This is a genomic window from Nocardia sp. NPDC051911 (genome assembly GCF_040681035.1).
In the GTDB taxonomy this organism is placed as follows: domain Bacteria; phylum Actinomycetota; class Actinomycetes; order Mycobacteriales; family Mycobacteriaceae; genus Nocardia; species Nocardia sichangensis.
In genome coordinates, this window is record NZ_JBFAXY010000045.1 from 13,532 (window position 1) to 32,982 (window position 19,451).

The 19,451-nt window shown below is 68.2% G+C and carries 13 protein-coding genes; 6 read left to right on the top strand and 7 right to left on the bottom strand.

Features of this window, described 5'->3' with window-relative positions; genetic code table 11:
- Nucleotides 1–136: 136 nt before the first annotated feature.
- The 3 genes from AB0L97_RS35200 (at nucleotide 137) to AB0L97_RS35210 (ending at nucleotide 3,701) form a co-directional block, all read left to right on the top strand.
- Entirely contained in the window at nucleotides 137–1,027 is an 891-nt protein-coding gene (locus tag AB0L97_RS35200; RefSeq protein ID WP_364438409.1) for a glycine betaine ABC transporter substrate-binding protein, read from the top strand.
- 481 nt (nucleotides 1,028–1,508) lie between these two features.
- Nucleotides 1,509–2,207, top strand: a complete 699-nt coding sequence (locus AB0L97_RS35205) for a PadR family transcriptional regulator (protein WP_364438412.1) — start codon at nucleotides 1,509–1,511, stop codon at nucleotides 2,205–2,207.
- Nucleotides 2,208–2,219: 12 nt separating this feature from the next.
- Nucleotides 2,220–3,701: a DHA2 family efflux MFS transporter permease subunit gene (locus AB0L97_RS35210; protein ID WP_364438415.1), complete on the top strand. Its 1,482-nt coding sequence runs from the start codon at nucleotides 2,220–2,222 to the stop codon at nucleotides 3,699–3,701.
- Between the two features lie 92 nt (nucleotides 3,702–3,793).
- Here AB0L97_RS35210 and AB0L97_RS35215 read toward each other — a convergent pair whose 3' ends face one another.
- The 5 genes from AB0L97_RS35215 to AB0L97_RS35235 form a co-directional block, all read right to left on the bottom strand.
- Nucleotides 3,794–5,608, bottom strand: a complete 1,815-nt coding sequence (locus AB0L97_RS35215; protein WP_364438418.1) for a molybdopterin-dependent oxidoreductase — start codon at nucleotides 5,606–5,608, stop codon at nucleotides 3,794–3,796.
- 134 nt (nucleotides 5,609–5,742) lie between these two features.
- A complete protein-coding gene (locus AB0L97_RS35220; protein WP_364438421.1) occupies nucleotides 5,743–7,536 on the bottom strand; it encodes a long-chain fatty acid--CoA ligase in 1,794 nt (597 codons plus the stop codon).
- Nucleotides 7,537–7,655: 119 nt separating this feature from the next.
- Complete coding sequence (locus AB0L97_RS35225; protein WP_356969729.1) at nucleotides 7,656–8,573, bottom strand: alpha/beta hydrolase; 918 nt, start codon at nucleotides 8,571–8,573, stop codon at nucleotides 7,656–7,658.
- A 21-nt stretch (nucleotides 8,574–8,594) separates the two neighbouring features.
- A complete protein-coding gene (locus AB0L97_RS35230) occupies nucleotides 8,595–9,425 on the bottom strand; it encodes an SDR family NAD(P)-dependent oxidoreductase (RefSeq protein WP_355077329.1) in 831 nt (276 codons plus the stop codon).
- Nucleotides 9,422–10,951 (bottom strand): NAD(P)/FAD-dependent oxidoreductase, encoded by a 1,530-nt coding sequence (locus AB0L97_RS35235; protein ID WP_355077327.1) that lies wholly within the window; start codon nucleotides 10,949–10,951, stop codon nucleotides 9,422–9,424. The genes AB0L97_RS35230 and AB0L97_RS35235 overlap by 4 nt, the downstream gene beginning before the upstream one ends.
- Nucleotides 10,952–11,022: 71 nt before the next feature.
- Between AB0L97_RS35235 and AB0L97_RS35240 the strand changes: the two genes are divergently transcribed.
- On the top strand, nucleotides 11,023–11,655 hold the full coding sequence (locus AB0L97_RS35240; RefSeq protein WP_355077325.1) for a TetR/AcrR family transcriptional regulator: 633 nt from the start codon (nucleotides 11,023–11,025) through the stop codon (nucleotides 11,653–11,655).
- 39 nt (nucleotides 11,656–11,694) lie between these two features.
- Here the strand turns inward: AB0L97_RS35240 and AB0L97_RS35245 are convergent, their stop codons facing one another.
- On the bottom strand, nucleotides 11,695–12,138 hold the full coding sequence (locus AB0L97_RS35245; protein WP_355077323.1) for a MarR family transcriptional regulator: 444 nt from the start codon (nucleotides 12,136–12,138) through the stop codon (nucleotides 11,695–11,697).
- 56 nt (nucleotides 12,139–12,194) lie between these two features.
- On the opposite strand from AB0L97_RS35245, the gene AB0L97_RS35250 reads away from it, so the two are divergent.
- Both AB0L97_RS35250 and AB0L97_RS35255 read left to right on the top strand, forming a co-directional pair.
- Nucleotides 12,195–13,220 (top strand): hypothetical protein, encoded by a 1,026-nt coding sequence (locus tag AB0L97_RS35250; RefSeq protein ID WP_364438429.1) that lies wholly within the window; start codon nucleotides 12,195–12,197, stop codon nucleotides 13,218–13,220.
- 151 nt (nucleotides 13,221–13,371) lie between these two features.
- The gene (locus AB0L97_RS35255) at nucleotides 13,372–15,150 is read left to right on the top strand and encodes an NERD domain-containing protein (RefSeq protein WP_364438432.1); all 1,779 of its coding nucleotides are present in this window, start codon (nucleotides 13,372–13,374) and stop codon (nucleotides 15,148–15,150) included.
- A gap of 39 nt (nucleotides 15,151–15,189) precedes the next feature.
- On the opposite strand, the gene AB0L97_RS35260 is transcribed toward AB0L97_RS35255, so the two are convergent.
- Entirely contained in the window at nucleotides 15,190–19,356 is a 4,167-nt protein-coding gene (locus AB0L97_RS35260) for a CHAT domain-containing protein (RefSeq protein ID WP_364438435.1), read from the bottom strand.
- Nucleotides 19,357–19,451: the final 95 nt, after the last annotated feature.

Genomic DNA, 19,451 nt, shown 5'->3' on the forward strand with positions numbered 1-19,451 from the left:
ACGAGAGTCCTTCCGACATGACGGCGGGCGCGGTCTCGGCACCGAGCGGCCGCCGGTACATTCTGGGTGTCCATACTGCCCGCTTCCGGGTTTTTCTGTTGGCCGTGTCGAGTCGTCGGAGAGTTGGTGTCGCCGGATGGTGTTGGCCTCGTCACAGCGGGTGCTGGCTCGGTTGCTGGTCGTCGCTTCCGTCGCGCTGGTCGTGTCCTGCGGGAACGACGAGCCGCAGCCGTCGATCACGGTCGGCGCGGGTGATTCGATCGAGTCCTCCGTGCTCGCCGAAATCTATGCGGGCGCGCTCGCGCGCGCCGGTGTGCGGACCGCGGTGGACCCGCGACTGGGCAGCCGCGCGGACTACCTCGCCGCGCTCGATGCGGACCGGGTCCAAGTGGTCGGCGAGCACACCGGCGCGCTGCTGGCCCATCTCGACGAACACACGACGGCGCGGCTGCCTGAGCAGGTGAAAGATGCGGTGAGCGCCGCATTGCCCGAGGGGCTGGTCGTCTCCGATCTCGCCGACGGCACCGATCTGCGGCCGCGGGTGCTGCTCACCGCCCAGGCGGCGGCGCAGGACCGAGTGCGTTCGGTGCGTGATCTCGCGCCCCGCTGCGGTGGACTGACCGTCGGCGTAGCGGCCACGCCCGACCTGCTGCCGCAGGCCGGGAGCGATCGCGTCGCCGGGTGCGACTTCGCCGCCACCGTGGCCTTCCCGGATCCCGCCGCACTGCGGAAAGCGCTGCTGGAAGGCCGGGTTCAGGTCGGCCTGCTCGGCGGTCCCGCCGAACTGGCGCCCGGTGCGACCGACGGATTGGCCGTGCTGTCCGATGACGAGTACGCCGTGCGAGCCGAGAACGTGCTGCCGCTGTTCCGCAAAGGACTGCTCGACCGGCGGCAGATCAAGAAACTCGACTACGTCGCGGGCGAACTGACGACCGACGAGCTGGCGGCCATGATCCGGAATGTCCGGGACGACGGTGCCGCACCGAGTGACGTCGCGCGCGCCTGGCTGGACAAGCACTCCTTGTAGGCGTGACCCGCACGGCGCTTGCCACAGCCGGCCGGCACCGCTGAGTCCTAAGCTCGCGTCGTTTGCTGTCGGGAATCGAGCGATAGATGTCGCATCCGACACTGCCGCCGGTTGTGAGCCGCGACATAGGCTGGCTGAGCAGCCACTACACCATCCCGCACAGCAATGGCGCTGGAGAGGGTCGCCGACGTTGTCGGCCTTCGGCGGGAGCCGAAATCGAGAGGCCATCGAGAACTGACATCTCGATGGCCTCTCGTCGTGTACGAGCCGGGACATGGGGAACGCGATACGCGGGGCTGTGAATTGTGGGGGTCATCACGGGTCGCAGTGTCTTGTTCGCAGGCTGTTCCGCGCCGTATATTCCACGTGGAATATTTAGAGTGGAGCATGTCGGAACCGGGCGATAGCGTGCCGGTCGGCGGCAGGCTCGCAGCGTCGGCGGCCGAAGGCCGAGACGATCGAGTGACGGAGGTGAACAAGCATGGGGCAAGGGCAGGCGCATCCGTCGGTGACGCCGTTGGCCATCGCCGTGCTCGCACTGCTGGAGGAGCGGCCCATGCATCCGTACGAGATGTTCCAGACGCTGATCGCGCGGCGGGAGGACAAGCTGGTCAAGGTGCGGCCGGGCTCGCTGTACCACACCGTGTCCCGCCTGGCCGACCAAGAATTGGTGCACGCCGAGGGCGTCGACCGGGCGGGCAACCGGCCCGAACGCACCACCTACCGGATCACCGGGCGCGGCAGGGAGGCGTTGCGCAACCGGATCGCCGAGATCGTGCGGCGACCCGTTCCGGAGTATCCGATCTTCCCGGTGGCGCTGGGCGAGTTGCACAATCTGCCGAAGACGGAGGCGCTCACGCTGCTGCGCGAACGAATCGGCGTGCTGGAGACCGAACTGGCCGATGCCGACATGCTGATCGCCTGGGCCGAGGAGCACGTCGTTCCCCGCCGCTACTGGATCTCCCTGCAGTATCTGCGGGCGATCCTCGCCGCCGAACTCACCTGGGTCGAGGAGTTCACCGCCGAATTGGCCGGCGGCGCAGTGGAGTGGCTGGACTTCGACCCCGTGACCGGCGAACGCTCCGCGGCCGGACCGGCCGCCGACACCGCGGTGTCGCTGCCGGTGCCGCCCGGCGCTGTGGCGGCCGCCGACCCGAGATTTTCGGATCATCCGAGTTAGGAATCGAAACAGATGTCCACACAACGCAATCCGTGGCTGGCGCTGCTCGCGCTGGTCGTCGGCTTCTTCATGATCCTGCTGGACATGACGATCGTGGCGGTCGCCAATCCCGCGATCATGACCAGCTTGCACGCCGACATCTCCCAGGTGATCTGGGTGACCAGCGCCTACCTGCTCACCTACGCGGTGCCGCTGCTGGTCACCGGACGATTGGGTGATCGATTCGGCCCCAAGAACATCTATCTGATCGGCTTGGCGGTGTTCACCGCCGCGTCGCTGTGGTGCGGTCTGTCCGGCACCATCGGCATGCTGATCGCGGCACGCGCCGCCCAGGGCATCGGCGCCGCGCTGATGACGCCGCAGACCATGGCCGTGATCACCAGAACCTTCCCGCCCGACCGGCGCGGCGCTGCTATGGGTCTATGGGGTGGCGTCGCAGGCCTGGCGACACTGGTGGGTCCGATCCTCGGCGGTGTGCTGGTGGACGGTCTCGGCTGGGAATGGATCTTCATCGTGAACGTTCCGGTCGGCGTCGTCGCCTTCGCGTTGGCCGTCTGGCTGGTGCCCGCGCTGCCGACGCACGAGCACAAGTTCGACGTCCCCGGCGTGCTGCTCAGCGGCGTCGGCATGTTCCTGCTGGTGTTCGGCATCCAGGAGGGCAACACCTACGATTGGTCGTTGCGCATCTGGCTGCTGATCGGCGCTGGCTTGGTGGTGCTCGCGGTGTTCCTGGTCAACCAGGCCAGGAACAAGGGCGAGCCGTTGCTGCCGCTGAGCCTGTTCCGTGATCGCAACTTCGCGCTGTCCAATGCCGCGATCGCCGCGATGGGTGCGGCGGTGACCTCCCTGATGGTGCCGACGTACTTCTACCTGCAGGCCGTGCGGGAGCTGTCGCCGACCAAGTCCGCGCTGGTCTTCGCGCCCATGGCGATCGTGACCGGTTTCTCCGCCCCGCTGGTCGGCAAGTTCGCCGACAAGCTGCACCCGCGGATCGTGCCCACCATCGGCTTCGGCTTGTTCGCGCTGTCGGTGTTCTGCTTCGCGGCGCTGATGAAGCCGGACTCGTCGCTGGTCTGGTTCCTGGTGGCCGCGGCGCTGGCCGGTTTCGCCAACGCCTGCATCTGGGCGCCGCTGGCGTCCACCGCCACGCACAACCTGCCGGTCCAGCTGGCCGGCGCGGGCGCCGGTGTCTACAACACCACCCGCCAGGTGGGCTCGGTGCTCGGCAGCGCGGCGATCAGCGCGCTCGTGGCGGCCAGGATGACGGCGAACGGCCTGGGCGGCGGCCCGGTCGCCGAAGGAGGCGCGGGCCGGGGCCCGCTCCCGGAGTTCGTCAAGGATGCCTTCAGCACCGCGCTCGGCCAGTCCACGCTGCTCCCCGCGGCCGTCCTGCTGATCGGCGTCGCCGCCTCGGTACTGTTCATCCGCCACGGCGAGTCGGCCCCGCCGCGGCTCGAGAAAGAACGGGTCGAGGCGGACGCCGTAGCGAGCTGACCGCCGAAATCCCATGCCCCGCAGAAGAGGATCCTTCTGCGGGGCATGTTTCGTCAGCGTGCAGGCACGGTGCAGGGGCGGTCCGGTCGCGCTCAGGCAACCTGGACTGTGACCGAGGGGTAGCCGGTGGCGCCGTCGGGGATGACGTCGCGGCGTTCGGCTGTTTGAGTTTCGCCGGCGCCGTCGGTGGCGCGGGCGCGGAGGGTGTGCGGGCCGGAGGTGGCGTCCCAGTCGAATACCCACTGGCGCCAGGTGTCGATGGACTGCTCTTCGGAGAGGCGGGCCTGCTGCCAGGGGCCGTTGTCGACTTGCACTTCCACGGCGCGGATGCCGCGATGTTGCGCCCACGCGACTCCGGCGATGGGGATGCGGCCCGGCTGGAGGCGGCCGCGGGCACGGGGAGTGTCGATGCGGATGCCGGTCTTGATCGGGCCGAGTGCCGACCAGCCGCGGCGGGTCCAGTACGCGGTGGCGCGGTCGAAGCGGGTGACTTCCAGTTCGGTCACCCATTTGGTGGCCGAGACGTAGCCGTAGAGACCGGGCACGACCAGCCGGGCTGGATACCCGTGCCGCACCGGCAGCGGTTCGCCGTTCATGCCGACCGCGAGCAGCGCGTCGCGTCCGTCGGTGAGCACCGCCAGCGGCGTGCCCGCGGTCCAGCCGTCGGCGCTGTGCGAGAGGACCATGTCCGCGTCGGGGTGCGGTCCCGCCTCGGCGAGCAGTTGATCCACGCGGTAACCGAGCCAGCGCGCGTTGCCGATCAGGTCGCCGCCCACCGGATTGGACACGCAGGCCAGCGTGACCAGGTGTTCCTCCACCGGGCGAAGCGCCAGATCCGCCCAGGTGAGCCGGATCTCGCGGTCGACCATGCCGTGGATCCGCAGCGACCAGCCGTCCTTGGACACTTGCGGCACGATCAGCGCGGTGTCGATCCGGTAGAAATCGTCGTTCGCGGTCAGGTACGGCGTCAGTCCGGGGACACGAAGGTCCACGCCGGGCGCGACCGGCTCGGCGGGTGCCGACGGCTCCGGCAACTGCACGGCGGCTCGCTCGCCGGAAACGTCGCTGCGGCGGGCGCCGAGCACCCGTCCGGCGATTCCGGTCACCGCGGCCAGCCCACCGGCCACCAGTAGTCCCCGCAAGACTTGCCTGCGCTCCGGAGCCGCCGAGCTGAGCTCCGAAGCCCCGGCGGCCGATGCGGGCGAGGCCTCACCCGCCGGTCTGGCCTCGACCCTTCCCGGTTCGTCCGCGGCGGCGAGGTTCTCGCCCGCACCAGGGCGTTCGGTGCCTGGCCGGTGCACCGACGAGTCCGGGCGCGAGTCCGCGCCGGAGTCCACGTCGGTGATCGCCCGGTTCTGCCCGTCGGCGACATCGGCGTGCTCTGAGTGATCTCGGTCGGCGGAAGCCGAACCTTCGGCCACGGTTCGAGCAGGGGCGGTCGACGATGCCGTTTCCGCGTGCCTCGCACCGGACGACTTGTCGACCGCCGCGTCGATGCGAAGTGTCAGCGCTCGCAGCGAGTAGATGCCGACGGCGACGCCGACGACGGTCGGCAACGCGGCGGTGAGACCGGTGCGCGCCACCGCCACCCAAGCGGTGATCACTCCGAACACGGCGAACAACCACGACCCGGCGGCACGGGTGGTCCGCTCGATCGCTCCGGCCACGCCGGCGACCAGGACGGCGATGACGCTCATGATCAGGTACAGCGCGGCCTTGTCGTTGGTACCGAAGGTGGTGATGGCCCATTCCCGCACACCGTCGGGCGTGTGGTCGACCACGGCCGAACCGAGAAGGTGCAGCGGCGCGCTGTCGGGGCCGAGGAAGGCCGCGAGCAATTCGGCGACACCCAGCGTGAGGCCCGCCGAGACGATCCCGGCCACCACACGCAGTCGCAGATCGGCCATGGCATCGAGACTACTGCCGGTCGGCCGCCGACCGGCTCGGTCCGGCATCCGCGACAGCGCACGGATCGTCGCGGACGGACCCGGACACGCGAAAGGCGCTGCCCGCGAACGGACAGCGCCTTTCCGCGATCGGTTCAGTTGTAGATGTTCGCCACGTCGTCGGCGTGCTGTTTCATCACGACGGCGCGCTTGAGCGACATCTTCGGGGTGAGTTCGCCGGTTTCCTGGGTCCAGTCGATGGTCAGCAGGCGGATCTTCTTGATCTGCTCGGCTTTCGACACCTTCTTGTTCGTCTCGGCCACCGCCGCGTTCACCTCGGCGAGCAGATCCGGGTTCTCGATCAGCTTCTCGATGGGGGTGTCGGCGGGCAGGCTGTTGCGTTCCTTCCAGCCGGGCAGCGACTCCGGGTCCAGCGTGATCAACGCGCCGATGAAGGGCTGGCCGTCACCGACCACCATCACCTGGCTGATCAGCGGGTGCGCCCGCAGCGAGTCCTCCAGCAGCGCGGGGGAGACGTTCTTGCCACCGGCGGTGACGATGATCTCCTTCTTGCGGCCGGTGATGGTGATGAAGCCGTCCCCGTCGATGGCGCCGAGGTCACCGGTCTTGAACCAGCCGTCCTCGAACGCGTCGTCGGTGGCCTCCGCGTTGCCCCAGTAGCCGCTGAACACGACCGAGCCGCGCAGCAGCAGCTCGCCGTCCTCGGCGATCTTGGCGGCGTGGCCCTCGATCGGCCGCCCGACCGAGCCGACCCGGATGTGCTCCGGGGTGTTGACCGCGATGGCCGCGGTGGTCTCGGTGAGGCCGTAGCCCTCGTAGATGGTGACGCCGACGCCGCGGAAGAAGTGGCCCAGTCGCGCGCCGAGCGGTCCGCCGCCGGAAACGGCGGCCTCGCACTGGCCGCCGAGCGCGGCGCGCAGCTTGGCGTACACCAGCCTGTCGAACAGCGCGTGCTTCAGCTTCAGCGCCAGGCCCGGTCCGCCGTTGTCGAGCGCCTCGCTCCATGCGATCGCGGTATCGGCGGCGGCGTCGAAGATCTTGCCCTTGCCGCCGTCGTGCGCCTTCTGCTTGGCGCTGTTGAACACCTTCTCGAACACCCGGGGCACCGAGAGGATGAAGTGCGGCTGGTAGCTGCCGAACTGCTCGACCAGGGTGGACCAGTCGGCGGTGTGCGCGACGACCACCTTCGCGTCGAACGCGGCCAGCGCCACGGCGCGGGCGAAGACGTGCGCCAGCGGCAGGAACATGAGGGTCTTCTTGCCCTCGGTGACGTACTTGTTCAGCGCGATCCGGTCGGACTTGGACTCCGCGTACAGGTTCGCGTGGGTCAGCATGACGCCCTTCGGGCGGCCCGTGGTGCCCGAGGTGTAGATCAGGGTGGCGGGCGACTGCGCGCCGACCTGTGCGCGGCGCTCGTGCACGGCCTGGTCGTCCAGGTCGGCGCCGCGGCCGAGCAGCTCGTCCACCGCGCCCTTGTCGATCTGCAGGATCTCCCGCAGCTCGGGCAGCGCCCCGGTTTCGATCTCGTCGATCACCTTCCGGTGCTTGTCGCTGTCCACGAACAGCAGCTTGGTGGCCGAGTCCTGCAGGATCCACTTGGCCTGCTCGGCGGCGGAGCTGTCGTAGATCGCGACGGTGCAGCCGCCCGCGGCCCAGATGGCGAAGTCGAGGACGGCCCACTCGTAGCGGGTGGGGGCCATGATGGCGACGCGATCGCCGAGTTCGAGACCCGAAGCGATCAGGCCTTTCGCCACCCCGGTAACGGTTTTCGCGAACTCGGCGGCGGTGACGTCCCGCCAGCCGCCACTGCCGTTCGGCACGTTGAACAGCACCGTATTCGGCGACTGCTCGGCGTGGCGGAAGACGTTGTCGGAATTGTTCGCGTCATCCGGAATGGTGTAAGAAGCCGGGACTTCGAACTCTCGCATCAGTGCCCTTCCACGTGGGTTTACTCGCCAGTAATCTACGACACCTGCGCCGGGCCCGTGAGGTCGACCACCGCCAATCGCCTCCGTACATCACCGCAGGCTGGGGACCCGCTCGAATTTCATCCTAGTTCGCGCAGGTCCGCCGGTTGAATCGCTTCGCGCAGGAACTCGGCGAGTTCGCACAGCGCGGCCGCTGCGGGCGCCGCCAGCGCGGCCTGCAATTGAGCGACGTGCCACAAGCCCTTGCTCTCGGTGAAGCGCACGTGTACCCCCGCCTCGCGCAGCGCGGCGACCAGCGCGACGCACTGCCGGTGCAGCAGTTCGCTGACGTCCACCTGCACGTAGGTCGGCGGCAGGCCGCGCAGTTCGCCGGTCAGGGGTGCGTAAGCCGGGTCGGCGGAATCGCTGTCGCCCAGGTAAGCGGCGGCGCAGGCGCGTGACCAGGGCCTGTTGATAACCAGATCGCGTTCCCGCTCCGGGATCTCGTTCGGGTCCGCCCACGGCGCGATCAGACCGAGCGCGGCCGGGGTCTGCCCGTGCCGGGCGATCAGTCGCTGCGCCAGCGCGAGCGACAGACCGCCGCCCGCGGAGTCACCGGAGACGGCGATCTGGTCCGGCCGCAGTCCCGAGGTCGCCACCAGCTCCAGGAACGCCGCCTCGGCGTCGTCCAGTGCCGCGGGGAAGGGGTGCTCCGGCGCGAGCCGGTAGTCGAGCACGTAGACCGCGCAACCGATGTCTCGTGCCAGCCGGGCCGCGAGCGAGCGATGTGTCGCGACCGAGCCGACCGCGTATCCGCCTCCGTGGAGATAGAGCACGGCACCGTGCTCGGAGGTGTCCGCGAAATCGATCCGCTCGGCGGGCCTGCCGCCAAGGCGCACGGGCCGCACGACAGCGCCCGCGGGCAGCAACTGCGCCCGCGAAGTCACGTCGAGCAGCCTGCGCTGCACCGTGAACGGCAATCGCTTGTTCAGCGTGACCCGGAAGATCGGATTCAGTATCGCCCGCGCGAGGGGCAGTGGCAGGTCGATGTCCCGCATTCGTCGTTCCTCGAATCCGGGTCAGGGCAGGAAGCGGCGTTCGACGTTGGCCGCGATCCGCTGGTAGCCCGACGCGGTGACCCGGACGAACAGATCCAGCAGTTTGGCCTCCCAGCCGATCAGCACGCGGCCGTGCCCCTTGCGCACGCCCTCGACGATGGTCTGCGCCGCCATCTCCGGGGTGTGGATGGCCAGCTTCCGGTCGAACATCGTCGCGGCCGACTTGGCGTCGATGCCCTCGGCGTAGGTGGCGTTGCGCGCGACCGCGGTCTTGATGCCGCCGGGGTGCACGCAGGTGACCTTGACCGGGTGCCGCGCGACCAGCATCTCCTGGCGCAGCGACTCGGTGAAGCCGCGCACCGCGAACTTCGCCGCGTTGTAGGCGCTCTGCCCGGGAATCGCGATCAGGCCGAAAAGGCTGGACACATTGACGACGTGGCCGTCGCCGGACTCGATGACCATCGGCAGGAACGCCTTGGTGCCGTTGACGACGCCCCAGAAATCGACGTCCATCACGCGTTCGAAGTCCTTGTACTCCGAGCGGATGACCTCGCCGTGGTGGGCGATGCCCGCGTTGTTGTAGATCTGGTGCACCGTGCCGAAGTGCGCTTTCACCGCGTCGGCGTAGAGGATCACCGCTTCGCGTTCGACCACGTTCAGCCGGTCGGACTTGACCTCGGCGCCGAGCTGTTCGCAGCGGCGTACGGTCTCGTTCAAACCGTCGACGTCGATGTCCGACAGTGCCAGTTTGGCGCCGCGCCGGGCCAGATTCATTGCCAGCGCACGGCCGATCCCGGAACCCGCTCCGGTGATCACACATACCTTGTTCTCGAAGTAAGCGTCACTGCTCACGATGCCACTGCTTTCAAATCGGCCCGGGAAATGGAGATGTCGTACGCCGCCACGTCGAATGTCTTGGTCAGCCTACGGAATTCGAAAGTGAAGTCCGGCCACAACGTGGTGTTGTTGCCGTGCTTGTCCAGGTACCAGCTCGAGCACCCGCCGGTCAGCCAGACGCTGCCCGCCAGCTTCGCCTGCAGGTCGGCGTTGTAGGCATCCTGCACGTCGCGGCGCACCTCCACGGTACGCAGGTCGAGGCGGTCGATGGTAGCCAGTGCGTCGGCGATGTAATTGATCTGAGATTCGATCATGTACACCATCGAGGTGTGCCCGAGGCCGACGTTCGGGCCGAGCAGGAAGAACAAATTGGGGTAATTGGCGATCGCGGAGCCCTTGTAGCCCTGCTGGCCGATCTCGTCGAATACCTCTGCCAAAGTGCGACCGTCACGGCCCGCGATGGTGTTGTAAGTGGGGGAGTCGGTGACGTGGAAGCCGGTCGCCACGATCAACGCGTCGATCTCGCGCTCGGTGCCGTCCTCGGTGACGATCGAGTTCGCGCGCACCTCGGCGATGCCGTCGGTGACCACGTCGACGTTGGGGCGCGACAGCGCGGGGTAGTAGTCGTTGGAGATCAGCATGCGCTTGCAGCCGATCCGGAAATTCGGCGTGACCTTGGCGCGCAGCTGCGGATCGCGGATCTCGTGGCGGAGTTTGGCCTTCGCGATCGCCTCGAACAACTGCATCAGGGCAGGCACCTTGGCCAGGCCGACCACCTGGGTCTCGCGCGCGGCGTAGATGGCCGCGCGGGATAGTCGCTGCAGACCCGGCACGTACTTGAAGGCCATTCGCTCGGCCTTCGTGTACGGGCGGTCCAGGCGCGGCAGCAGCCACGGCGCCGTGCGCTGGTAGACGTCCAGGTGGCCGACCTTCGGGGCGATGGCGGGCACGATCTGGATCGCCGAGGCGCCGGTGCCGATGATGGCGACCCGCTTGCCGGTGAGGTCGGCGTCGTGGTTCCAGCGGGCGGAGTGGAAGATCTCGCCTTCGAATTCGCCGATGCCTTTGATGTCCGGCAGCGCGGGCTCGCACAGCGCGCCGACCGCGGAGACCACCGTGTTCGCGGTGAAGCTGCCTTTGGTCGACTCGATCTCCCAGAGCGCGGTCTCGTCGTTCCAGCGGGCGCTGGTCACGTCGCAGTCGAAGATGTGCTTGTCACGCACGTCGTAGCGCTTCGACACGTCCTGGATGTACTGCTGGATCTCGCCCTGCCGGGAGAACGACCGCGACCAGTTCGGGTTCAGCGCGAACGAGTACGAGTACAGGTGCGAAGGCACGTCGCAGGCCGCGCCGGGGTAGGTGTTGTCCCGCCAGGTGCCGCCGACGTCGCTGCCGCGCTCCAGCACGAGGAAGTCGTTGCGACCCTGCTGGGTCAGCCGGATGGCCAGACCCAGGCCCGCGAACCCGCTGCCGATGATGATCGTCTTGGCGTGGCGCGCGGGTCGGCCGGCGACAGCTTTGTCTGTAACCTTGCGACTCATGTAACCGAGCCTACGGTCCTATTGAGCGTGAGTCAACAGTGTATTGACTGACGTTCAGTAGGATTGGGCGCGTGACGAGAACCCAGGGAGACGCCCCCAAGCGCACGCGGCTGAGTCCCGACGAGCGCCGCGAGCAGCTGATCACTCTGGGTGCGAAGATGCTCGGCGAGCGTTCCATCGAGGACATCTCCGTCAGCGAGATCGCCGCCGAGGCGGGCATCTCCCGCGGCCTGCTGTTCCATTACTTCCCGACCAAGCAGGACTTCCAGCTCGCGATCGTGCACCACGCCAACGCCGAACTGCTCGAGCGTGTCGCCCCGGACCGCTCGCTGGGCCTGTTCGAGATGCTGCGCGACTCGATCGAGCGCTACATCGAGTACGTCACGGAGAACCGGACCTCCTATCTGGCGCTGCTACGCGGCCCCACCAGCGTCAGCCCCGACCTGGCCCCGCTGGTCGACCAGACCCGCGACGCGATCATCGGGATCATTCTCGCGGAGACTCCCACTCCCATTGTGGAATCCGACCACCCCCGCCTCATGCTCGCCATGCGCGGCTGGATCGCCTTTGTCGAGGAATCCACGCTCACCTGGCTGCGCTCGGAGCCCATCTCGCGTACGGAGCTGATCGATCTGCTGGTCGAATCGTTGATCGCCATCGCGTTCTCCGTGGACCCGGATCTGGCCGCGGCGCTGCGAGGTTGAGGGGGCTCGCTCGCGTCCGCCGCGCCGGCCGTGGGCCGATCAGCCGTCCGCCGCGTTGTAGCGGACCAGGTACCCGGCGAGTTCGGCGAGGTCCTCGTCGTCCCAGTCGCGGAACCGTTCCGCGAACGCCTCCCGGCGGCGCTGCTCGGCCTCCCGTGCGATCCGCTGCCCGGCGGGGGTGGCGCGCAGGATGTGGTTGCGGCGATTGGCGGGATCGACCTCCCGGGTGAGATACCCGAGCCGTTCCAGCGCCGCAACCTGCCTGCTCACCGTGGATTTGTCCAGCAGGAAGTGTTCGGCCAGTTCGGTGGCCAGGCAGCCGTCGCGTTCGATGACCAGGTCCAGGATGCTCGACGCGACCAGCGGCAGTTCCGGATGCAGTTCGGCGGCTCGGCCACGGGCTCGGCGGGCGAATGCGGTGAGCTCGCGCTGAATGGTGTGGATCGCGGTCGAGCGAGTGGGGAATGCCGGAGATTGCCGCATGGTTGTATAGTACAACGAAGATAGTTGTATTTACCAACCTTTTGGGGAGTCGTCTCATGCACCAACTACGGCATGTCGCCGCGCATCTGCTCACCCCACTGCTGATGTGCCTCGGCATGGCACTGGCGTATCTGGGCGCGTTCCACCAGCCCGAGCCGAACCACCTGAAGGTGGCGATCGTGGGTGACGCACCGCAGGTCAAGGTGCTGGCTCAGACGCTGAAGGACCGGGCCGGAGACGCGCTGGAGGTTGTCACTCTGCCAGGTCGGGAGGAGGCGGTGCGGCAGTTGCGGGAGCGGACACTGGCCGGCGCCTACGTGCCGGAATCGCACGAAGCGCTGGTCGCCAAGGCTGGTTCCGACACCACGGCGATGGCGGCCGAGGCCGTCTTCGACCGGATCGCCGCCCAGCAGGGCGCACCGGTCGAGGTCACCGATATCGCTCCGCCGAGCACCGGCGATCCGACCGCGCAGGGCTTGTTCTTCCTGCTGGTGGCATTGAGCATCGGCTCCTACGGCAGCGTCGCGGCGATCGGCGCGGCCGGGGCGGGACTGAGCATGGGCGTTCGCGCGCTGCTGGGCCTGGTCACGTCGCTGGCGGTGAGCGTCATCGGACTCGGCGTCGCGGGGCCGGTATTCCATGTGGTCGACCACGACTACGCCGCCGTCTGGGCGATGTCGTGGCTGTATTCGGCTGGGATTCTCGCGGTGGGCATCGGGCTGCACACCTTCTTACGGCGCTGGACCACGCTGACGATGATGGTGCTGTTCGTGATGCTCAACTTCACGACATCGGGCGGCGTGTACGGGCCGTGGCTGCAGAACGATTTCTTCGGCGCGCTGCATTCGTTCTGGAACGGAGCGGGTTTCGTCGAGGGCGCGCGCACCCTGTTGTACTTCGACGGCGGTGCGGGATTCGGCAACCGGGTGTTGAGCTTGGTGCTGTGGCTGGCGGCCGGTGCGGGACTGGTCCTGGCGGCGGGCGGCTACGAGCGCAGGCTGCGCACGGCCGCGCGCACCGAGACGGTCGGCGTCACGGAACATGCGGCCGAGGAAGAGATCGAAGAAGCGGTCGGGGTCTGACGCACCCGAGTGTGGCGCTGCCCACACGCCGTCCTTCGCACGCCCTTGTGCTGCCAATATCCTGCTGCTCCAGTGCCTTTCGATTTTGTGGCGGAAATCCCGGCGCATACCGTTGTGTGGTCGATGGTGTGGACGGCGATGGAGGCCGCCGATGTTGGTCATCAATGAACGAACGACGGCGCCGCGATCCGAACAGCGCGTGCTCGACTGGATGCGGAGCTGGACCGGCCAGTACGTCATTGTGGGACTCGCGATCTCGGGGTGTTACCTACCCGACCGCGAGCGCAAGGACGAAACGCAAGAAGCCGATCTGGTGGTGATCACACCCAGGGCGGCGGTCGTCGTCGAGGTCAAGGGCACCGTCCCGGAGGCGACGAGCGGTGTCCTGTCGGTGCAGGCCAACGGACGCTGGCGGCTGTCCGGCTACGCGGGCGACCCGATCCACGTGCGCGACCACGACAGCAGCCCGTTCGACCAGGTGACGAACAACGTCTTCAACTTGAAGACGCTGGTGCGCAAGCACAATGCCGAGGCCTTCGTCGACGGACTGATCGTCGTGGTGCCGCCCAAGGATTCGAACCTCACGCTCAACATCGAGTCGCGCAGGCGCGGATGCGCGGTGGTGCTCGGAGCCGGGCAGGCCGACCTGCGCGCGTGGTTCCACCGCACCGCGAGCCGCAAGCTCATCTGGACCGCCGAACGCACCCACGCCCTCCTGACGGACTTGAACCTGGGCGACCAGATCACCATCGACGACCTGGTGGCGGATGGTTTTCCGGCGGAGCGGAAGTTACGGGCCGGGACGCTGGCGGCGTTGGAGAGCGTGACGCGGAAGGCTCCCGAGCTCGAGGGTAGGACGTCCAGCGAGGATTCGGACACCGACGACGTGTCGGCTGGTTCGGACGCGCCACCGGTCGACGCCGTGCCCGAGCCGCACGACCTCGATCCGGATGCTGCGCGACTCAGCGAATCCGGCTCGACGCGAACCGTCGAAAACGGTGACGAGGCAGATGAGGGTTATCAGCAGGTCCCGGAGGTAGATCAGTCGCCCGCGTCGCAGTCCGCGATGCCTGCGCTGGAGCAGACCGACGCCTCGGGAACCGTGGCCGCGCAGGTTGTCGACGAGCACGAGGGCTCGGAGTTCGAGCCGTCGACGCGGCCCAGTGCCGAAAGCGCACAGCGAGCCCAAGGGGCGTCGTCGACGGCTGGACAGTCACTCGAGTACACGGATGTGCCAGGCGGCAGCCAGAAGGTGTCCGCGCCAGAGTCGCATTCCCCGCAGGCACTTGTCGCCGTAGCTGCGCAGGCGCAACCCGCCCAGGCGGATCCCTTCGCGCCGGAATACCTCGCGCCGGAGCCCGAATCACATCCCGCGGCGTCGGACCCGACAACTGATGCCGAGCACGCGGAGCCGCCTCGGTTCGAAGGCCGACTCGCGGCGAAGCCCGCACCGTCGTCCTTCACGGACAACTGGTCGTCGTGGATCGAGCCCGCCGCCGACCGGCCTCGGAGCCCACGTCCGGTGCAGGCGCCTCCGCCGAGCCGGCCCGCATCGTGGTCAACGCCCACCCCCGCGCCCGAGCCGCTGCGCCGACCCACGCCGACGGCTGTGCTCGAGCGCCGTCCACGGGTCCCGGTTCGCGAGCAGATAACCGCCCTGTCCGCGCGGATCCCCGGTCGCACCTCCGAGAAATCGAAGTCACGCGGCCACCGCTCGCAACAGATCGCCGCGGTGGCGCTGATCGTGCTGGTCATCGGCACGATATGGATACTGGCCGCCTCCTGCTCGACCCCCACCGGCGGCGCTGTGCAACCCACCCAAGTGCCTGTGCTCACGACCGAGGCGGTTCCCCCACCGCCGCCCGTCACGGAGACCCCGGCCCGCATGAACCTGCTGCCTCTGTGCACTCCGCTCACGCCGAAGTGCTGACGACGCAGGCGGGCATGCGGGGCCGATCGGGGTCGGCTCTCATGCCCCGGCGTGAAGGTAGGCGGCCCAGAGCGAGGGGGTGGCGGGAAGCGCGTCGCGCACAGCCTGGATGGCGCGATGCAGCGCGTATGCGGCATCGGTCACGTCCGGGTCGGTGACCAGAGCGGCGTAGAAGGCGTCGGCCACCTGCACGGCGATTTCGTCGTCGATGGGCCACAGTGTGCCGATGACGTGTGGGTATCCGGCGAGTTGGAACGCCGAGGTGAGGTGAATGGCTTCGTCGAGGAGCCGGGTGTTGGTGGTGAGGGCGGTTTCGCAGGCCGAAAGGTAGGCCAGACGCGCGTGGTCGAGGTGGACCGGGGCGAGTTCGGCGACGGTGAGCGGGTCCGCGTCGTGGTCGTGCAGCAGCAGGTGGCTGCGGGATGGGTCGGCCGGATCGGTGGTGCCGTGGCAGGCGAAGTGCGCGATGGCGCAGTCGGCCAGGCGATTCAAGACATTGGCCTTGGTCGGAAGGGTTGTGGCGGAGTCCGCTCCATTGAGATCGACCTGGATGCCGGAGTCCGGCTCGGAGAGCGTGATCGACGACGACAGGTGGGCGGCGACCGTGCGGACTTCCTCGGGCACGTGGTGCAGGCGCCCCGCTACGCCGGGGGTGGTAGGCATCGCGACGATGAGTGCGGGCCTGCTTGCGGACGGCTCGGTGCTCGGTGAGCGCCGCCGCGCATGGCGGAGGGCGGCGATGGTGGGGGTGTAGGAGGAGACAACCCGGTCCAGCACCGCCCGGCCCGCGGGATCAGGTGGTGCGGTGTGATAGCCCGCGGCGTGGATGGGCAGTAGACCCAGCAGACCCCCGGGTATCCACCACACCCGCGGGCCGGTCCGGTCCACAGGGAACCGATCGCGGTAGCCCAAGGCGTCCAGAACCGGGCCTGCGGCGTTGTCCCACAGCCATTCCAGGATCCGGCTGAGCTGTCGTTGGGCGGTTTGCCGCTCCGGCCCGGTGCGGCCGTGACCAGCGGCCTGCAAGGCTTCGTGGAAGGCGAGAACCTGGTCGATCACGGTCTCGAGCGGCAGGCCGGGCAGCGGCAGACAGGTCGCTGCGCCGGCGGTGAGCAGCAGCGCGTCGCTGCGGTGACCGCTGATGTTGAACACCACCACCGGGCCTCGGCCGGCCTGAGCGATGAGTTCCGCCGCCGACGGCGGCAGGGCGAAGTACTCGAATCCGCGCTGCGCCCGGATCCGCGCCAGCACGTCGTTCAACTCCCGCGCCGAGCGCGCCCGGTCCGCTATGGGGTCGGCTGCCGCGTCCGACGCGGCGGCGGCATGGGGAGTTCGGTCGAGAAGTTTCCGAAGCCGGACGAAATCGGCGGCCAGATCTGGATGCTGGTCTGCGAGGTCGGCTATGTCGCCGCGCACTTGCAACGCTTGGCTCAACAGCACCGCCCGCCCCGCCTCCAGCAGCTGCAATGCCAGGACGGGCCGCTGGTCCGGCGGTGTGGACGGATCGTCCAGCGCCAGTGCCGCCGCGTCGGAGGCGATTCCGGCGTACTCGCCCAGAGCATGTTGTTGATCCGACCGCGCCAACTCACGTGGCGCGACTTCGGGCAACAAGCGGACCGCCCGCCGCAGCAGTTCCGCCGCCCGGCCCGGCTGCGCCGTCGCGGTGAGCTCGGCGGCGCCGCGAGCAGCTCGGATGCGCAGGGACGGAGCCGCTGTGGCCAGTTCCGCAGCCTCCTGCAGGGCGGTCGTCGCCTCCTCCCGATCAGACCTCGTGCCTGTCCGCGAGTATCGGGCCCGCAAAGCTTCGGCGAGGTTGACCTGCATGACGGCGTGGCCAGGGTGCCCGGTCGGGATGGCCGCGACCGCCTGCCGGGCGAGACGGATCGCGTCGTCCAGATCGTGTGTCGCGCCCGTCAAGTCATACCGAATCGTCAGGGGCACGGCGAGGTTCGACAGTCGGTTGGCGCGTTCGGGGTGGTCGGTCGGCGTGGCCGCGACTGCCAGCCGGCCCATCCGGATCGCCTCGCCCAAGTCATCCGCCGTTTCCGTACGCTCGGAGCGCTTCCAAAGCACTACTCCGAGGTCGGCCAGTATCCCGGCGCGTGCGGGGTGGTCGACCGGGGTGATGTCCACGGCTTTCCGGAGCGTGGCTATGGCTTCGTCCGCGTCGGCGATCATGCCCGTCCGCTCGAACCGGCTGAGCAGGAAGGCCGCGAGTTCGGTCGACATGATGGGAAGGTCAGGATGGTCTTCGGGTGTGGCCGCGACCGACTGCCGACCCATTCGGATCGCTTCGTCCAGATCGGCCATCGCGCCGGTTCGCTGGAATCGAATCCGCAAAGGGATGGCTAGATTGGACAGATGGCGGGCTCGGAGGGGGTGGTCGTCCGGTATGGCCGCCACCGCTCGTCGGTTCGCGTATATCGCCTCGTCCAGGTCGACCGGGGCTCCGGTTCGATCGAACCGCTTCCACAATGCGACACCGAGATTGGACAGCAGCGTGACAAGATCGGGATGGTCGGGGGCAAGAACGTCCGCGGCATTCCGGAGGGTGGCGATCGCCTCGTCGAGGTCCGGCGTCTGCCCCGTACGGTGAAATCGGCTCACCAGGCAGATCGCGAGATTGGACCCGGTGGCGGCCGAGCCGGGATGGCCGGTGGGTGTGGCAACGACCGACTCCCGTCCGATCCGGATCGCTTCGTCCAAGTCGGCCATTTCGCCTGTCCGGTGAAACCGGCTCGCCAGGCAGGTAACGAGATTGGACAGTGTTTTGGCCAGGTCAGGGTGGCCGGTGGGCAGGGCTGTCACCGCCTGTCGGCCGAGTTCGATCGCCTCGTCCAGATCGGGCAGCTCGCCGGTCCGCTCGAACCGCTTCAGCAGGGTGACGGCGGAATTGGTCAGTATGCTCGCCAGATCGGGATGATCGGGAGACGTGACGTCCACGGCTTTCCGGAAGGTGATGACGGCCTCGTTCAGATCGCTCATTTCGCCGTTTCGCTCGAACCGCCGCAGTACCGCGACCCCCTGACCGGACAGGATGTTGCCGAAGTCGAAGCGGCCGAAGCCGGTTTCCACCGCCTGTCGGCCGACCTGAATCGCCTCGTCCAGGTCGGCCTGGGCCCCGGTCCTTTCGAAACGGTTCAAAAGGGCGATACCGAGATCGGACAGCGACACCGGGCGGACTGTTCGGTCGACGAGGTCCACATTCACGGCCTTCCGCAGGGTGGCGACGGCCTCGTCCAGATCGGCTGTCGAGCCTGTTCGCTCGGACCGGAGCCGTAGCGCTGATCCGAGGATGGACATACTTTCGGCACGGTCGGGATGCTCTGGGGCTGTGACCAATACCGCTCGTCGACCGATTTCGATCGCCTCATCTAGATCGTCCGGTAGACCCGCGCGTGCGAACCGGTGCACCAGAGCCCGGCAGAGGCTGGTCATGTGGTCGGCACGCTTGGGGTGGTCGGGGGATATTTCTGCTATCGCCTGCCGACCTACTCGGATCGCTTCCTCCAGGTCGGCCTGCCCGCCCGTTCGCTCGGCCCTTAGCCGTAAGGAGATCCCGAGATCGGACAGAATGCTGGAACGCTCGGGGTGGTACGGGGCCGCCGCGGCCACCGCCTGTCGGCCGACTCGGATCGCCTCGTCCAGATCGGGCAGCGCCATCGTCAACGTGAACTGATGCCGCAGGGCGCGACTCAGCGCGCTGATCCTTTGGGCCCGCTCGGGGTGATCGGGGGGCGTGGCCGCGATCGTCAGCCGCATTGTCCGGGCCATCTCGTCCAGATCGGCCATCGCGCCCGTCCGCTCGAACCGGATCTTCAGGGCTGCAGCGATGAAACCCAGCAGGCCGTCCACGGGGCGATCGGGTGGCGTGGCGTCCACCGCGCGTCGAGCTGTCCGGATCGCCTCGTCCAAGTCGGGCGACATCCCGGTCCGCTGGAAACGGATCCAGAGTCCGCCGCCGAGTTCGGTCAGTATGACGGCGAGGTTCGGGTGACCGGCGGGAGTGGCCTCCACGGCTTTCCGGAGGGAGACGATGGCTTCGTCCAGGTCGGCGATGGCCCCTGTCGCCTTGAACCGGCGATAAAACGCGTCACCGAGGCGGAACAGGCACAGCACCCGCGTGGGGTGGCCGTTCGGAAGGGTGGTCAGCTTGCGTTGCCACAGTTTGATTTCGGCCGTGATGATGGTGGCGTTGATCGTCATACCGCATCCATCCCCCTGCCCTATCGAGCCACGCTGATCACACGGCCACCCGTGGCACAACGGTTTACGGCGATATGATCACACGACACGCTCGC

Coding starts and splice junctions, on each gene's coding strand:
- AB0L97_RS35225 (WP_356969729.1), bottom strand. CDS start 8,573: ATGCGGGACATCGACCTGCCACTGCCCCTCGCGCGGGCGATACTGAAT.
- AB0L97_RS35235 (WP_355077327.1), bottom strand. CDS start 10,951: ATGAGTCGCAAGGTTACAGACAAAGCTGTCGCCGGCCGACCCGCGCGC.
- AB0L97_RS35255 (WP_364438432.1), top strand. CDS start 13,372: ATGTTGGTCATCAATGAACGAACGACGGCGCCGCGATCCGAACAGCGC.
- AB0L97_RS35210 (WP_364438415.1), top strand. CDS start 2,220: ATGTCCACACAACGCAATCCGTGGCTGGCGCTGCTCGCGCTGGTCGTC.
- AB0L97_RS35220 (WP_364438421.1), bottom strand. CDS start 7,536: ATGCGAGAGTTCGAAGTCCCGGCTTCTTACACCATTCCGGATGACGCG.
- AB0L97_RS35205 (WP_364438412.1), top strand. CDS start 1,509: ATGGGGCAAGGGCAGGCGCATCCGTCGGTGACGCCGTTGGCCATCGCC.
- AB0L97_RS35260 (WP_364438435.1), bottom strand. CDS start 19,356: ATGACGATCAACGCCACCATCATCACGGCCGAAATCAAACTGTGGCAA.
- AB0L97_RS35250 (WP_364438429.1), top strand. CDS start 12,195: ATGCACCAACTACGGCATGTCGCCGCGCATCTGCTCACCCCACTGCTG.
- AB0L97_RS35200 (WP_364438409.1), top strand. CDS start 137: ATGGTGTTGGCCTCGTCACAGCGGGTGCTGGCTCGGTTGCTGGTCGTC.
- AB0L97_RS35215 (WP_364438418.1), bottom strand. CDS start 5,608: ATGGCCGATCTGCGACTGCGTGTGGTGGCCGGGATCGTCTCGGCGGGC.
- AB0L97_RS35245 (WP_355077323.1), bottom strand. CDS start 12,138: ATGCGGCAATCTCCGGCATTCCCCACTCGCTCGACCGCGATCCACACC.